Annotated in this window: 17 protein-coding genes and 1 pseudogene; 13 read left to right on the forward strand and 5 right to left on the reverse strand. The window is 67.3% G+C overall.

Going from position 1 to position 14,365, the window contains the following annotated elements:
- The 3 genes and pseudogenes from M529_RS36090 to M529_RS36100 all read right to left on the reverse strand — a co-directional run.
- A pseudogene (locus M529_RS36090) lies at positions 1-261 on the reverse strand (flagella basal body P-ring formation protein FlgA); the annotation flags it as partial.
- 66 nt (positions 262-327) lie between these two features.
- Positions 328-798, reverse strand: a complete 471-nt coding sequence (locus tag M529_RS36095; protein WP_021318118.1) for a flagellar motor protein MotB — start codon at positions 796-798, stop codon at positions 328-330.
- A complete protein-coding gene (locus M529_RS36100) occupies positions 795-1,463 on the reverse strand; it encodes a MotA/TolQ/ExbB proton channel family protein (RefSeq protein ID WP_021318119.1) in 669 nt (222 codons plus the stop codon). The genes M529_RS36095 and M529_RS36100 overlap by 4 nt, the downstream gene beginning before the upstream one ends.
- 252 nt (positions 1,464-1,715) lie before the next feature.
- Here M529_RS36100 and flgB point away from each other — a divergent pair, with 252 nt between their 5' ends.
- From flgB to M529_RS36165, 13 genes are all read left to right on the forward strand, one after another.
- Positions 1,716-2,081, forward strand: coding sequence for a flagellar basal body rod protein FlgB (flgB, locus tag M529_RS36105; protein WP_021318120.1), 366 nt, complete (start codon positions 1,716-1,718; stop codon positions 2,079-2,081).
- A gap of 35 nt (positions 2,082-2,116) precedes the next feature.
- Entirely contained in the window at positions 2,117-2,509 is a 393-nt protein-coding gene (flgC, locus tag M529_RS36110) for a flagellar basal body rod protein FlgC (RefSeq protein WP_021318121.1), read from the forward strand.
- Positions 2,506-3,165 (forward strand): flagellar hook assembly protein FlgD, encoded by a 660-nt coding sequence (locus M529_RS36115; RefSeq protein WP_021318122.1) that lies wholly within the window; start codon positions 2,506-2,508, stop codon positions 3,163-3,165. Before flgC ends, M529_RS36115 begins: the two co-directional genes overlap by 4 nt.
- Positions 3,166-3,193: 28 nt before the next feature.
- Entirely contained in the window at positions 3,194-4,039 is an 846-nt protein-coding gene (locus tag M529_RS36120) for a flagellar hook protein FlgE (protein WP_021318123.1), read from the forward strand.
- A 17-nt stretch (positions 4,040-4,056) separates the two neighbouring features.
- A complete protein-coding gene (flgF, locus tag M529_RS36125) occupies positions 4,057-4,800 on the forward strand; it encodes a flagellar basal-body rod protein FlgF (protein ID WP_021318124.1) in 744 nt (247 codons plus the stop codon).
- Between the two features lie 14 nt (positions 4,801-4,814).
- Entirely contained in the window at positions 4,815-5,603 is a 789-nt protein-coding gene (gene flgG / locus M529_RS36130; RefSeq protein ID WP_021318125.1) for a flagellar basal-body rod protein FlgG, read from the forward strand.
- An 8-nt stretch (positions 5,604-5,611) separates the two neighbouring features.
- Complete coding sequence (locus M529_RS36135) at positions 5,612-6,292, forward strand: flagellar basal body L-ring protein FlgH (RefSeq protein WP_031294995.1); 681 nt, start codon at positions 5,612-5,614, stop codon at positions 6,290-6,292.
- Positions 6,292-7,407 (forward strand): flagellar basal body P-ring protein FlgI, encoded by a 1,116-nt coding sequence (locus tag M529_RS36140; RefSeq protein WP_021318127.1) that lies wholly within the window; start codon positions 6,292-6,294, stop codon positions 7,405-7,407. The genes M529_RS36135 and M529_RS36140 overlap by 1 nt, the downstream gene beginning before the upstream one ends.
- Positions 7,407-7,724 (forward strand): rod-binding protein, encoded by a 318-nt coding sequence (locus M529_RS36145; protein ID WP_021318128.1) that lies wholly within the window; start codon positions 7,407-7,409, stop codon positions 7,722-7,724. Before M529_RS36140 ends, M529_RS36145 begins: the two co-directional genes overlap by 1 nt.
- Positions 7,721-9,055, forward strand: coding sequence for a flagellar hook-associated protein FlgK (flgK, locus tag M529_RS36150; protein ID WP_021318129.1), 1,335 nt, complete (start codon positions 7,721-7,723; stop codon positions 9,053-9,055). Before M529_RS36145 ends, flgK begins: the two co-directional genes overlap by 4 nt.
- Positions 9,056-9,073: 18 nt before the next feature.
- The gene (locus M529_RS36155) at positions 9,074-9,919 is read left to right on the forward strand and encodes a flagellin (protein ID WP_021318130.1); all 846 of its coding nucleotides are present in this window, start codon (positions 9,074-9,076) and stop codon (positions 9,917-9,919) included.
- Between the two features lie 250 nt (positions 9,920-10,169).
- A complete protein-coding gene (gene motA / locus M529_RS36160; protein ID WP_021318131.1) occupies positions 10,170-11,033 on the forward strand; it encodes a flagellar motor stator protein MotA in 864 nt (287 codons plus the stop codon).
- A 3-nt stretch (positions 11,034-11,036) separates the two neighbouring features.
- Entirely contained in the window at positions 11,037-12,086 is a 1,050-nt protein-coding gene (locus M529_RS36165; RefSeq protein WP_021318132.1) for a flagellar motor protein MotB, read from the forward strand.
- Positions 12,087-12,285: 199 nt separating this feature from the next.
- Here M529_RS36165 and M529_RS36170 read toward each other — a convergent pair whose 3' ends face one another.
- The gene (locus tag M529_RS36170) at positions 12,286-13,638 is read right to left on the reverse strand and encodes a sensor histidine kinase (RefSeq protein WP_021318133.1); all 1,353 of its coding nucleotides are present in this window, start codon (positions 13,636-13,638) and stop codon (positions 12,286-12,288) included.
- A complete protein-coding gene (locus M529_RS36175; RefSeq protein WP_021318134.1) occupies positions 13,635-14,354 on the reverse strand; it encodes a response regulator in 720 nt (239 codons plus the stop codon). The genes M529_RS36170 and M529_RS36175 overlap by 4 nt, the downstream gene beginning before the upstream one ends.
- Between the last annotated feature and the right edge of the window lie 11 nt (positions 14,355-14,365).

Genomic DNA, 14,365 nt, shown 5'->3' on the forward strand with positions numbered 1-14,365 from the left:
GGCCTTCAGCGGCACGCGGATGCGCCAGCCGAGCGCGTCGCACTTGACGATCGCCGCGCCGAACACCGGTCCCTCGACCGACGGGGTCGTCGGACAGGCGGCCAGCCGGAGGCGGCGGTCGACCGGCGCCATCGGTCCGCCCGGCTCGCCGATATTGGCGCCGACGGTCATCGCGACGATGCTGTCGATCCGGTCGAGATTCTCGAATTTCTGGGCCTGCGCAAAAGCCGGCGCCGCAAAGGCGGAGAGCGAGGCGGCCATAAGAAAGACGATGGTTCGAGTCACGGCTTTGCTCCGGAAGACAGACATTCACCCTGTCCGAAGCAATTATCGTGCCATGTAAATCATCTGTCCGTGATGCCGCTGCGCGCCGTCTTCGCCGAGGCCGGCAATCGCCAGCCGGCCTTCCGGTATGCCGCCGGCTTTCAGCGCGCGCGCCACCGCGCCCAGCCGCGCCGCGGCCAGATCCCAGCGGTCGAAGCGCTGGCGGCCGCCGTCCGTGCCTTCGCTGCGGAGCGTGATCGCGCCGGTTCCGCCGCGCAGGCGGGCGGCGGCCATGGCGACCTGCCGCCGGCCCTTGTCGGTCAGCAGCGCTTCGCCGGGCACGAAGATGTCGGCGGCGCGAAAGGCCACGTCCGGCGCGGCCGGATGCCCGCCGAACTGCCGGCTGACTTGCGCGAGCAGGGCATCGCGTTTCGATCCGTTCGCCTGAAGAAGGATGAAGAAGCCGAGCAGCAGCAACAGCAGGTCCGCGAAGCTGACAGCCCACCGGTTGCGCCGGGCGACCGCGCCGCTCACGCGACCTCGCGGATCGCCGCGCGCCGGGCAGGTGCCCGCTCGCGCCGGGCGATGGCGAGCATCCGCGTCACCACTTCGCGCTGCCAGACGAGTTCGCGTTCCGACAGGTCGGCCAGTCGCGCGGCGATCGGCGCGGCGATCAGGTTGGCGATCACGACGCCATAGAAGGTGGTCAGCAGAGCCACAGCCATGGAAGGACCGAGGGCGGCGGGATCGTCCATCGCCGCGAACATGCCGACGAGGCCGATGATCGTCCCCGCCATGCCGAGGCCCGGCGCCGCGTCGGCGATCGAGAGCCACAGGTTGCGCGCGGCCGCGTGACGATCGGCCCGGTCGGCCAGGGTCTGGGCCGCCCACAACTCAAACTGGTCGATGCGTTCGCAATTGGCGAGGCGGCGGGCCGCTTCGGTCAGGAAGACGTGGGTGGTCTTGACCCGGTCGGTGCAGGACAGGCCGCGCAGCTGCGCCACCTGGTCGATCTTCAGCATCGCCGCGCGCGCGGCGTCGCGGTCCTTCGCGGGATCGGCGGTCAGCAGCGGCACGAGGGCGGCAAGGCCCCGGCCCATGCCGCGCACGCCGTTCTGGAAGAGGGCGACCGCCACGATCCCCGCCAGCATCCCCAGCAGGATCAGCGGATCGAAGAGATGCGCCAGACGATCGACCATATGTTCCAGTCCCCCGGCCGGACAGGCGGCAAGGGGCTGCCGCCAGCCGGCAAAAATTTGCCGCCCTGCGCTTCCGCCTGCGCGAAAGCCCGCTTTTCCGGTCCTTCCATGCCTTCCGGGGCCACAGCATCCGAAATTGGCACGGCTCTTGCTGATCTCTGGCCGGATCGCCCCGACGCAGCGCCATCAGGCATCAGAACGGCGGGCGGGACAGGAATTTTAGGGCCGAAAGGCAAAAAGGGACTGACGGGAATGTCGATGGAAGACGGACTGTTCGGCATACATGGAAAGGCGCTGGCGCTTCGCTCGCAGCGCCTGTCCCTGCTTGCGTCGAACATCGCCAACGCATCGACCCCCGGCTACAAGGCGCGCGACATCGATTTCGACGCGGCGCTCAAGGAAGCCACCGCGCAGGCGGGATCGCAGGGCGGCGTGCAGAAGGCCGTCGACGACGCGATGGGCTTTCGCGTCCCGCTCCAGCCCAGCCTCGACGGCAATACGGTCGAACTCAGCACCGAGCAGACGCTCTTCGCCGAGAATGCCGTCAAGTATCGCACGACCCTCTCCTTCCTCGAGGGCCGGCTCAACACCATCACCCGCGCGCTGAAGGGAGAATGAGCATGAGCGGCCCAAATTCCTCAAACCATGCTCCCATGAACGTCTTCGACATCGCCGGCCGGGCCATGAGCGCCCAGCTGGTGCGGCTGAACGCCACCGCGTCCAACATGGCCAATGCCGGCAATGTCGCCGGCAGCGCGGCGGAAGCCTATCGCGCGATCAAGCCGGTGTTCCAGTCGGTCACCGACGCGCCGGGCGTTTCCACCGTCAAGGTCGCGCAGGTTGTCAGCACCGACGCCCAGCCGGTCAAGCGCCACGACCCCAATCACCCGCTGGCCGACGCGAATGGCGATGTGTGGGAAGCCGCGGTCGACAGCAATGCCGAGCTGGTCGACATGATCGAGACCGCCCGCATGTACCAGAACAACGTCCAGGTGCTGAACACCGCCAAATCGCTGATGCTCGAAACCATAAGGATCGGCAAATGACCACCGCCACATACACCACCGACAGCGTCGGCCTGCCCGTCTACAACCCGAACGCCAATGTCGGCACGGGCAAGTCGACCATGGGCCAGGCCGATTTCCTGCGCCTGCTCACCACGCAGATGCAGACCCAGGACCCGTTCGACCCGGTCGACAATGCCGAGATGGTGTCGCAGATGGCGACGATCACCAATTCCAGCGGCATCGCCGAGATGAACACGACGCTCCAGTCGATCAAGCAGGAGCTGACGGGATCGCGGCTGGGCGACGCGGCGAGCTGGATCGGCAAGTCGATGCTGGTCAAGAGCAACATCGCCGTGCCCGACGCCAGCGGTTTCTACGCCGGCCAGCTCACCCTGCCCGCCGATGCCAAGGCGGTGTCGATCGACCTGGTCGACGGCAGCGGCAAGACGGTCAAGACCATCGACCTGGGCGCGCAGCCCAAGGGCGATGTCACCTTCTACTGGGACGGCAAGAACGATGCCGGCGAGACTGTCGGCACCTCCGCCCTGCAGGTGAAGGTGAACGGCGCCGCCCCCAGCCAGGTCGCGACCTGGGCCACCGTCGCCGCGGTGCAATCGCCCGCCGACGGCAGCGCCTCCAAGCTCATCACCGCGCTCGGCAGCTACAGCCCGTCCGACGCGCTCAAGCTCGCCTGACCCCCCTTCTTTCGCTCAAGGAGCAGCCATGTCCTTCTACGTTTCCCTCTCCGGCCTCAAGGGCGCCCAGGCGGACCTGTCGGCGATCTCGAACAACGTCGCCAACGTGAATTCGACCGCCTTCAAGAAGAGCAAGGCGCAGTTCGGCGACATCTTCGCCGCCGCGCCGATGCAGACCACCCACCAGGTCGCCGGCCAAGGCGTGCGCATCCAGGGCATCGCCCAGCAGTTCACCCAGGGCACGATCGAGACGACCGACAAGACGCTGGACCTGGCCATCACCGGCGAGGGCTTCTTCACCGTGAAGGGCGAGGACGGCACCGTCAGCTACACCCGCAACGGCGCGTTCGCCGTCGACAATGACCGCTTCGCCGTCGACACGACCGGCGCGCGCATCCAGGTCTTCCCGGTCAACCCGGACACCGGCGCACTGTCGCCCGCCCCAACGGCGTCGACCGGCCCCGGCGACCTGGCCGACCTCAACATCCCCACGACCCTCAAGGGCGAGGCTGACGGCGCGCAGCTGACCAGCGTCGGCGTGTCGAAGGAAGGCCTGGTCTCCGCCATCTACGCCGATGGCAGCACCGTCTATCTGGGCCAGGTCGCGATGGCGTCCTTCAACAGCCTGGAAGGGCTGCGCCAGCAGGGCGACGCGCACTGGACCTCCACCGTCGCGAGCGGCAACCCGATCCTGGGTACCGCCAATGAGGGCATGTTCGGCGCGGTCAACAGCGGATCGCTGGAGCGCGCCAATGTCGACATCACCGAGGAGCTGGTTTCCCTGATCTCCGCCCAGCGCAATTTCCAGGCGAATGCGAAGGCGATCGAGACGGCAAACCAGCTGACCCAGACCATCGTCAACCTGCGTTCCTAAAAGAGGACGACTGACCCATGGACCGGCTCGTCAACACGGCTCTTACCGCGATGCGCGGCGCGATGGCGCGGCAGGCGGCGATCGCGAACAACCTCGCGAACGTCAACACCACCGGCTTTCGCGCCGAGATCGCCAATGCCGAGACGCGCTGGATCAAGGGCGACACGTTCGACACGCGAGCGCAGGCGTCGGAGCAGGTGATCGCCGCCGACATGGCGCAGGGCGCCGTGACGGAGACCGGCAATCCGCTGGACGTGGCGCTGAACGGCGACGCTCTGCTCGCCGTGCAGGCGCCCGACGGCAGCGAGGCCTATACCCGGCGCGGCGACCTGAAGGTCAATGACAGCGGCCTGCTGACCACCGGCGACGGCCTGCCCGTGCTGGGCGAGGGCGGCCCCGTCACCCTGCCCCCGCTGGACAGTGTGACGATCGCGCAGGACGGCAGCATCTGGGGCGTTCCCCAGGGCGGCGAGGCTGCGAACCCGCAGCGGATCGACGCGCTGAAGCTCGTCAGCCCGGTGGGTTCGAGCATCGCCAAGGGCACCGACGGCCTGTTCCGCGAGGCGAATGGCGGCGCATTGCCGCAGGACCCTCTCGCCACCGTCACTTCGGGATCCATCGAGGGGTCCAACGTCAACGCCACCCAGGCGCTGGTCCAGATGATCGAGGCCAGCCGCGCCTGGGAAACCCAGGTCAAGATGATCGACACCGCCAAGCAGCTCGACGACGGCGGCGCATCGCTGATGCGCCTCGACGCGTGATGGAGATTTGAGACATGAGCAACGCCGCCCTTCACGTCGCCCGCACCGGCCTCGACGCGCAGAACACGAAGATGCGCGTGATCGCCAACAACCTGGCGAACGTCAACACCACCGGATTCAAGCGCGACCGCGCCGATTTCGAAACGCTGGCCTATCAGCAGATGATCGCCGCCGGCGCCAATTCGGACAGCGAGAACAAGTTCGCGACCGGCCTGAACCTGGGATCGGGCGTGGCGCTCCAGGGCACGAGCAAGATCAACACGCAGGGTAACCTGCAGCAGACCGGCAATGCGCTGGACATGGCGATCGAAGGATCGGGCTTCTTCCAGGTGCAGCGGCCCGACGGTTCCATCGCCTATACCCGCGCAGGCAATTTCAGCGTCACCGCCGAAGGCACGGTCGTCACCAGCGATGGCCTGCCGCTGATCCCACAGATCACCGTGCCGGAGGGCGCGACGTCGATCTCCGTGGGCAATGACGGCACCGTGTCCGCCACGCTGCAGGGCGAGAGCGAGCCGACCCAGCTGGGCCAGATCGAGCTTGCGAGCTTCATGAACGCGGCCGGGCTCCAGCCGATCGGCGGCAACCTGCTGACCGAGACCGCCGCCAGCGGCACGCCGCAGGTGGGTGTCGCGGGCCTGGAGGGTCGCGGCTCGATCCGTTCGGGCAATTTGGAGACATCGAACGTCAACGTCGTCGAGGAGCTGGTCGACATGATCGAGACCCAGCGCGCCTATGAGGTCAACAGCAAGATGATCAAGGCGACCGACGAGATGCTCCAGTACGTCAACCAGCAGATGTGAGGGGGATGATGCGCACCCTCTCCACGCCGCTGCTGGCTCTCGCGCTTATTGCCTTCGCCGCCTCCCCGGCGATCGCGGGCAAGAAGAAGCGCGATATCGAACGCGAATATTATGCGCCGACGGTTATGGCTCAGCCGCCCGTGCCGCAGGCCAACGGGTCGATCTTCCAGGCGTCGATGGGCTATACCCCGCTGACCAGCGGCGCGCGCGCCACCAGCGTCGGCGACATCATCACGATCGTGCTGGTGGAGCGGACGCAGGCGACCAAGAGCAACAGCGCCGATACCAGCCGCAACGGCAATCTCGGCCTCACCCCGCCCAGCACCGGACCGCTGTCCAAGCTGTTTTCCGCCAGCGACGTCGCGATGGGCGGGCAGAACACCTTCACCGGCAAGGGTGGGGCGACCCAGTCGAACGCGCTGTCGGGCGAAATCACCGTGACCGTCGCCGCCGTCTATCCCAACGGCACCATGATGGTGAAGGGCGAGAAGGCGCTGACGCTCAACCGCGGCGACGAGTTCATCCAGATCAGCGGCCTCGTCCGCCAGGCTGACATCAGCCCGGACAACCGCATCGCCTCCACCCGCGTCGCCGACGCGAAGATCATCTACACCGGCAAGGGCGAGATCGCCCGCGCCAGCCGCCAGGGCTGGCTGCAGCGCTTCTTCTCGATGATCAGCCCCTTCTGATGGAGACCCGGACCGCCATGATCCGCCTTTTCCGCTTCCTGCTTCCCCTGTTCGCGCTGGTCGCCGCGCCGGCCCATGCCGAGCGGATCAAGGATCTGGGCACCTTCCAGGGCGTGCGTCCCAACCAGCTGACCGGCTACGGCATCGTCGTGGGCCTGGCCGGCACGGGCGACGACAGCCTGCAATATGCGACCGAGGGCATGAAGGGCGTGGTCTCGCGCTTCGGGCTGACCCTGCCGCAGGGGATCAACCCGGCGCTGAAGAACGCGGCGGCCGTGCTCGTTACCGCCGACCTGCCCGCCTTTTCCAAGCCGGGGCAACGGCTCGACGTCACCGTCTCGGCGCTGGGCAAGGCGAAGTCGCTGCGCGGCGGGACGCTGATCATGACCGCGCTGCGCGGCGCCGACAACGAGATCTATGCGATGGCGCAGGGCAACCTTGCCGTGGGCGGCCTGGGCGTTTCCGGCGCCGATGGCAGCCAGGTGTCGGTCAACATTCCCTCCGCCGGCCGCATTCCGGGCGGCGCCACGGTCGAGCGCGCGGTCGCCACCGGCTTCGACACCGCGCCGACGCTCACCTTCAACCTGGCCGAGGCCGACCTGACGACCGCCCTTCGGGTGGCGGACGGCATCAACCGCACCTTCGGCGACCGCCGGGCGCGCGCCACCGATGCCGTATCCGTCGCGATCGACGCGACGCCCGGCGCCGAGGACCGCATCCTGATGATGGGCATGATCGAGAATATCGAGATCGCCCCCGCCGACGCGCCGGCCAAGGTCATCGTCAACGCCCGCACCGGCACCGTCGTGATCAACGGCGCGGTCAAGATCCATCCCGCGGCCGTGGCGCATGGCAAGCTGACGGTCAGCGTCAACGAAAGCCCGCGCATCGTGCAGCCCGCGCCCTTTAGCCAGGGCCAGACCGCACTGGAGCAATCCAGCTCCATTTCGGTCGAGCAGGAGAAGCGGCCGATGGTCAATTTTAAAGGTGGCGCGTCTCTGGCCGATATAGTGAAGGCGGTCAACGCCATCGGCGCCTCTCCGGCGGACATGGTCGCGATCCTGGAGGCTCTGAAGCAGGCGGGCGCGATGAAAGCCGAACTGGTGGTGTTGTGATGCAGATATCGACGATCCCGGGCGCGCAGGCGCAGACAGGCGGCGCCAACAGCAAGGCCGCGCTGCAGACTGCTGCAAAGCAGTTCGAGGCGATCTTCCTGCGCCAGATGATCGGCGCGATGCGATCGGCATCGCTGGGCGACGGGCTGTTCGATTCGAGCGCGAGCGACCAGTTCCGCGACATGGCCGACGCGCGCACCGCCGACGCCATGGCGGACAAGGGGAGCCTAGGCATCGCCCAGATGCTGCTCCAGCAGTTCGGCGACAAGACCCCGCCTGTCGCTCCCGATGGGCCTAACCCGGCGGAGGGTGCATGACCGACCTTTTCATCATCGGTGCATCGGGTACCCGCGCCTATCGCACCGCGATGGCCGCGATCTCGGAAAATATCGCCAATGCCGGCACCGCCGGCTATTCGCGCCGGTCGGTGTCGACCATCGAGTCGGGATCGTCCACCTCCACCATGGCGACCTATGTCGCGCGGGCCAATTTCGGCGGCACGCAGGTGCGCAGCGTCGACCGCGCGAGCGATCCCTATCTCGACGCCTCGGTCCGCCTGACCGGCATGGCGCTGGGCAGTTCCACCGCGCGGCTGCGCTGGCTGTCGGACATGGAAACGGCGCTCAACGACACGGGCACCGGGATCGGCCAGCTGATGACGGGCATGTTCCAGAACATGGACAAGCTGGCCGCCAGCCCGTCCGATACGTCGTTGCGGGTGACGACGCTGGACAGCATCAACCGCGTCGCGCAGGCGTTCAACCAGACCGCCGCGGAGCTGAAGCAGCTGTCGGACGGCATCCACACCGAAGCGAAGGATTCGGTCCAGACCATCAACAGCGCGCTTTCCAACCTGGCCGACATCAACAACAGCCTGCTGCGCGCGCAGCCGGGGACGTCGGCCTATGCGCAGCTGCTCGACAGCCGCGACGCGGCCCTGCAGGATCTGTCGGAGAACCTGAACGTCGACATCAGCTTCGGCGCGCACGATTCCGCGCAGGTGAGCTTCAATGGCACAATGCTGGTTTCGGGCATCACGGCCACCTCGGTCGCGGTCAGCCAGAATAGCGACGGCACGCTGGCGCTGGCGACGGCGGACGGCACCGCCCTGCCCGCGCCGGCCAACGGCACGCTGGGCGGCCTGTTCGCGGCGGCGGGAACGGTGAAGGAACGCCGCGCCAGCCTGGATGCGCTGGCGCAGCAGTTCGTGACCGACCTCAACAAATGGCATGGCCAGGGCATGACCGACGACGGCAAGAGCGGCGAGCCGCTGCTGTCGGGCACGGACGCGACCACGATCAAGGCGCTGGTCACCGACCCCAAGGCGCTGGCGACCCGGTCCAAGGACGGCACGCCCAACGGCAACCTGCTGACCGTCAATTCCACCCTGCGCGGCAGCGGCAGCGTGGAGCAGAACTGGACCGCCCTGATTTCGACCCATGCGAACCTGCTGGCGTCCACCAAGGACGAGCAGACGACGGCGCAGGGCCGCAACGACCAGGCGGTCGCCGCGCGCGAGGCGGTGAGCGGCGTCGACCTGGACATGGAGGCGGCCGATCTGCTGCGCGTCCAGCAAGCCTATTCGGGCTGTGCCAAGGTGCTCCAGATCGCCAAGGAAACCGTCGATTCCATCCTGCAGATCATCTGACACGAAAAGGGCTGAACCATGGTCGGCATCACCAACAAGATCATGCTCGCGGAGATCCGGCGCCAGCAGCAGCTGTCGAAGAGCATCATCGACGGGCAGACCGCGATCTCGACGGGCATCACGCTGAACAAGCCGTCGGACAATTCGCTGGCCTGGGTGCAGGTGTCCGACATCGGCCGCGCACAGGCGCAGCAGGCCGCCTGGCAGACCAATGTCAGCTATGGCACGACCCGCGCCTCCAATGCCGAAGCCAATCTGGAGGAGGTCAACAACCTGCTGGTGCGCGCGCAGGAACTGCTGACGTCGGCCCGCAACGGCGCGCTGAACGATACCAGCCGCGCGGCCATCGTCGAGGAGATGAAGACGATCCGCACGACGATCGGCGAGCTGTTCAATCAGAAGGATTATCAGGGCGTGCCGGTGTTCGACGACGGGCAGAGCGTGCTCGTCCCGGTCAGCCGCGGCCTCAACCTGGCGGTCGTCGGCACGCGGCAGGACGTGTCCGAAGGCGTCGACGTCGGGGGCAACAAGATGTCGATCGACAGCATATTGGATCAGGGCATCACCGCGCTGGAAGGCGGGGAGGACGGCGACATCGCCGACGCGCTGGACGCGGTACAGGCCGGGCAGAACCATGTCGTGGTCGAACGCGCCAAGCAGGGCGTGCGCAGCGACCGGCTGGACGTCGTGGGCACGCGCCTGACCGACGTCGACCTCGATCTCGACGAGCGGCGCCAGGGGCTTGAATCCACCGATCTCCCCACCGTGATCTCCACCGTGAAGAGCCAGCTCCTCCAGCTGGAGGCGGCTCAATCCGCCTTTGCCCGGATCAACCAGAAGACGCTGTTCGACCTGATCAGCTGAGGACGGGGCGGCCCGTTCCGTTCGTCCTGAGGTGCCGCTGGGCCTGTCGAAGGGGCGTATCGAAGCATGCCTGGATACGGGTCTTCGACAAGCTCAGCCCCTACTCAGCACGAAGGGGAAATATGGGCTCACCCACAAAAATCCCGCCGTCCTAAACCACCCGCTAACCAAGCCGTATTAACCAACTGACGAAGCGTCGCTGGCGACGCCCAACAAGTTGACGCCCAAGGGCAGAATTTCGGGGATATCCATGTTCGCAGTCATCGGCCTTGTCGTCCTTCTGGGCATGGTGTTCGGCGGGTTCATCTTCACCGGGGGCGACATCGGCCCGGTGCTGCACGCTTTGCCGCACGAAATGATCATCATCGGCGGCGCCGCCGTCGGCGCGCTGATCATCGGCAATTCGGGCGCCGACCTGAAGGCGCTGGCCGGCGGCCTGGGCAAGGTGTTCAAGGGCCCCAAATACAAGAAGCAGGACTTTCTCGACTGCATCTTCCTGGTGAGCCGCCTGATGAAGACGCTGCGCGTCGAGGGGCCGGTGGCGCTGGAACCGCATATCGAGGATCCCGCCAGTTCCACCATCTTCACCGAATATCCGCGCCTGATGGGCGACAAGACGCTGATCCACCTGATCAGCGACACGCTGCGCCTGGTCGTCGTGTCGTCCGGCACGCTCGATCCGCATGCGGTGGAGGAGGTCATGGACAACAGCCTGAAGACCCACCATCACGAAGCGCTGCGGCCGGCAGACAACCTGCAGGGGCTGGCCGACGCCCTCCCCGCGCTGGGCATCGTCGCGGCGGTGCTGGGCGTGGTGAAGACCATGGGGTCGATCGACCAGCCCCCCGCCATCCTGGGCGCGATGATCGGGTCCGCGCTGGTCGGAACCTTCCTGGGCGTGCTGCTGGCCTATGGCATGGTCAACCCCTTCGCCAACCGCTGCCGCAGCGTGATTGAGGCGGACGGCGCGATGTACCATGTCGTCAAGCAGATCATCATTGCGTCGCTGCACGGCCATCCCCAGCCGCTGGTGATCGAGGCCGCACGTTCCAGCCTGACCCACGCGAACCAGCCGGCCTTCGCCGAAGTGTTCGACGGCATGCGGGGCAAATAAGCCATGGCGGAAAAGAAGCGCGGGGCGAACGAGCCCGAGCCCCGGCCGATCATCGTCAAGAAGATCGTCGTCGAGGGGCATGGCGGCCATCATGGCGGCGCCTGGAAGGTCGCCTATGCCGACTTCGTGACGGCGATGATGGCCTTCTTCCTGCTGATGTGGCTGCTCGGCGCGACGACCGAGAAGCAGCGCAAGGCGCTGGCCGACTATTTCACGCCGACGCTGGTGGAGCTGAAGATGGCGTCCGCCGGCGCGACCGGCCTGATGGGCGGCGACAGCCTGATGGCCAAGGAGAATTATCCCACCACCGGCGGCCAGGGCACGCTGTCCATCACCATCCCGCGCGACGCCACCGGCACCAAGGACCAGGGCGGCAAGGCGATGCGGGCGGCCGACCGGCAGAAGTTCGAATCGATCAAGAAGGATCTGGAAGCGCGCATGACCCGCAAGGGCATGGCGAAGCTGCGCAAGAACGTCCGCTTTACCGAGACGCGCGAGGGGCTGCGCATCGACCTGATCGACGAGGCCGATTTCGCGATGTTCGCGATGGGCACCGACCGGCTGGTGCCGCAGGCCCGCGCGCTGGTGGCCGAGGTGGCGCAGGTCGTCCAGACCATGCCCAACCCGCTGATCGTGCGCGGTCATACCGACGGGCTGCCCTATGCGGCGGGGCGGACGATGAACAACTGGATGCTGTCTTCCGCCCGCGCCGAGGCGACGCGCAAGGCGCTGGCCGAAACCGGCGTGGGCAATGAGCGCTTTGCCCGGATCGAGGGCGTCGCCGACCGCGAGCCTTTCGTGAAGGGCGACGCCTATGACCCGCGCAACCGGCGCATGTCGATCATCCTGGGCTGGACGCGTGGCGGGACGCCCGGCGACGACAGCGGCATGGACGCGGAGACGAAGGCGGCGATCCGCGAACGCGACGAGCCGCGCCGGGTGGCGAGGGAAGAAGCGCAGAGGCTCGACATGGGCGGCACCGGCCTTCCCGCGGGAGCCGCGCTGATCAACCCGACGGCGCCGGGGACGTCGAACAAGCCGGGCAAGCATTGAGACATGGCGGTGCCGTTGCTTGTGATGCCTGGCATGGGATAGTGTCGGCTGGGGCTCCCATCATTGCCCCTTTGTCATGCTGAACTTGTTTCAGCATCCATCCTTCCCCCGGGAGCGGTAGCTTGATCCGGAGAAATGGACCCTGAAACAAGTTCAGGGTGACGACGGTGTGGAGGGCAATCCGGAATCGATGGGGAACTCAGGCCGGCAGCACCAGGCTCGCCTCCAGCCCGCCGCCGGCGCGGTTTGCGAGCCGCAGTTCGCCATGATGCTCGGCCATGATCGCGCGGACCAGCGCGAGGCCGAGGCCCGCGCCGCCGGTCTCACGGTTGCGCGAGCCTTCCAGGCGGGTGAAGGGTTCCATCATCTCGGCCATGCGGCTCTCGTCGATGCCCGGGCCTTCGTCCGCGACGACGAGCCGCACCTCGGCCTCCTCTTTCTCCACCCGCACATGGGCGCGGTCGCCATAGACGATGGCGTTTTCGATGAGGTTGCGCAGCGCGCGGCGGATCTGCTGCGGGCGGACATTGGCGACGGCCCGGTCGGCATCCTCCATGTCGACGGGCGAGCCCAGCTCGATGAAATCCTCCACCACCGCGTCCGCGAGCGAGGAGAGATCGACCTTCTGCGCCGTTTCCGTGTTCCGCCCGGCGCGTGCGAGCGACAATATATCCTCGAGCATGCGGTTCATCTCGTCGATCGTTTCGGACATGCGGGCGCGCTCGCCTTCGTCCTCCACCGATTCCGCCCGGACGCGCAGCGAGGCGAGCGGGGTGCGCAGGTCGTGGCCGATCGCGCCCAGCATGCGGTCCTTCTCGTTAAGCATCGCGAAGATGCGCGAGCGCATGGCGTTGAAGGCGGTGGTGAGCTCACGCACGTCGCCCGGGCCGCGCTCGTCCACCGGGTCGGCCGCGCCGGTCTCGGCGAACTGCCGCGCGGAGCCGGTCAGCTGCTTGAGCGGCCGCGCCAGCCGGCGGCCGACCCAGAGCAGCGGCAGCAGGACGATGACGTAAAGGATCACCGTCTGCCCCATCAGCCAGCCGCCGAAGCGCGGCGGCGGGCCGCCGGTGCGTACCTGCGTCACCACCCATTTGCCGGGCTCAAATTCGGCCGCCATCATCAGGCGCGTGGGCTGATATTCGCGGCGCACCTCGCCATAGGCGCGCAGGCGGACCCGTTCCCAGCGGCGCAGCGGCAGCGGCTTGTCGTCCTGCGCTACGCGCACGGAGAGGATGCGGAGGCCGATATCCTCGAACATGGCCCTGGCGCGGCGCGCGACGTCGGGGCGGGGCTGTCCCGTCAGCGAGGGCGTGCCCGTGACGAAGCGCGCGCGGGGGCGGTCGCTGTCGGCCTTTTCCGGGCGCGACGGCCGATTGTCGAGCGCGTCGACGATCCGGTAGACCGCCGGGGCGGTCTGCCCCGTCAGCTCCAGCCGGTTGCGTTCCCGCAGCAGGAAGGCGAAGTTGATCGCCTGCGCGACGAACAGCGCGATGGCGACCAGCAGGATGATCTGGCCGACCAGACTCTGCGGCCACAGGCGCAGTCGCCTCACAGCTTGCGGACCTCTGCGGCGAGCGTGTAGCCGCCGCCCCATACCGTCTTGATCAGCGTCGGGTTCTTGGGATCGGGCTCGATCTTCTTGCGCAGGCGGCTGATCTGGTTGTCGATCGCGCGGTCGAAGGCGTTGGCCTCCCGCCCCTGGGTGATGTCGAGCAGCTGGTCGCGGCTCAGCACCTGGTTAGGCCGCGTGGCGAAGGCCATCATGAGGTTGTATTCCGCCGTCGACAGCGGCAGCCCTACCCCCTCTGCATCGACCAGGGTGCGCTCCTGCGTCTTGAGCAGCCAGCCGGCGAAAGCGTAGGTGGCGCCGTCGGGCGCGGTCACCCGCTGCCCGCCGGTGGCGACGCGGCGGAAGATGACCTTGATCCGCGCGACCAGCTCGCGCGGAGAAAAGGGCTTCAGCACATAGTCGTCCGCGCCCATCTCAAGCCCGACAATCCGGTCCGTTTCCTCCGACTTGGCGGTGAGCAGGATGACCGGGATCTCGCTGGTCTCGCGAATATGGCGGCAGAGCGACAGCCCGTCCTCGCCCGGCATCATGATGTCGAGTACGACGAGGTCGATGGCGCTGGCGCTCAGGCGCAGCCGCGCGTCGGCGGCATTGTCGACCGCCGTCACCCGAAAGCCGTTGCGCGAGAGATATTGCGCCAGCGGCTCGCGGATCGAGCGCTCGTCATCGACGAGCAGCAGATGGGGACGTTCGCTCATAGGAGGCTTTT

Source organism: Sphingobium ummariense RL-3 (assembly GCF_000447205.1).
Lineage (GTDB): Bacteria > Pseudomonadota > Alphaproteobacteria > Sphingomonadales > Sphingomonadaceae > Sphingobium > Sphingobium ummariense.

Bases quoted from the DNA above. Each gene is read 5' to 3' on its own strand.
- flgC (WP_021318121.1), top strand. From the start codon at position 2,117: ATGAACGTCTTCGACATCGCCGGCCGGGCCATGAGCGCCCAGCTGGTG.
- flgF (WP_021318124.1), top strand. From the start codon at position 4,057: ATGGACCGGCTCGTCAACACGGCTCTTACCGCGATGCGCGGCGCGATG.
- flgK (WP_021318129.1), top strand. From the start codon at position 7,721: ATGACCGACCTTTTCATCATCGGTGCATCGGGTACCCGCGCCTATCGC.
- M529_RS36120 (WP_021318123.1), top strand. From the start codon at position 3,194: ATGTCCTTCTACGTTTCCCTCTCCGGCCTCAAGGGCGCCCAGGCGGAC.
- M529_RS36155 (WP_021318130.1), top strand. From the start codon at position 9,074: ATGGTCGGCATCACCAACAAGATCATGCTCGCGGAGATCCGGCGCCAG.
- M529_RS36135 (WP_031294995.1), top strand. From the start codon at position 5,612: ATGCGCACCCTCTCCACGCCGCTGCTGGCTCTCGCGCTTATTGCCTTC.
- M529_RS36115 (WP_021318122.1), top strand. From the start codon at position 2,506: ATGACCACCGCCACATACACCACCGACAGCGTCGGCCTGCCCGTCTAC.
- flgG (WP_021318125.1), top strand. From the start codon at position 4,815: ATGAGCAACGCCGCCCTTCACGTCGCCCGCACCGGCCTCGACGCGCAG.
- M529_RS36140 (WP_021318127.1), top strand. From the start codon at position 6,292: ATGGAGACCCGGACCGCCATGATCCGCCTTTTCCGCTTCCTGCTTCCC.
- M529_RS36175 (WP_021318134.1), bottom strand. From the start codon at position 14,354: ATGAGCGAACGTCCCCATCTGCTGCTCGTCGATGACGAGCGCTCGATC.
- flgB (WP_021318120.1), top strand. From the start codon at position 1,716: ATGTCGATGGAAGACGGACTGTTCGGCATACATGGAAAGGCGCTGGCG.
- motA (WP_021318131.1), top strand. From the start codon at position 10,170: ATGTTCGCAGTCATCGGCCTTGTCGTCCTTCTGGGCATGGTGTTCGGC.
- M529_RS36100 (WP_021318119.1), bottom strand. From the start codon at position 1,463: ATGGTCGATCGTCTGGCGCATCTCTTCGATCCGCTGATCCTGCTGGGG.
- M529_RS36165 (WP_021318132.1), top strand. From the start codon at position 11,037: ATGGCGGAAAAGAAGCGCGGGGCGAACGAGCCCGAGCCCCGGCCGATC.
- M529_RS36145 (WP_021318128.1), top strand. From the start codon at position 7,407: ATGCAGATATCGACGATCCCGGGCGCGCAGGCGCAGACAGGCGGCGCC.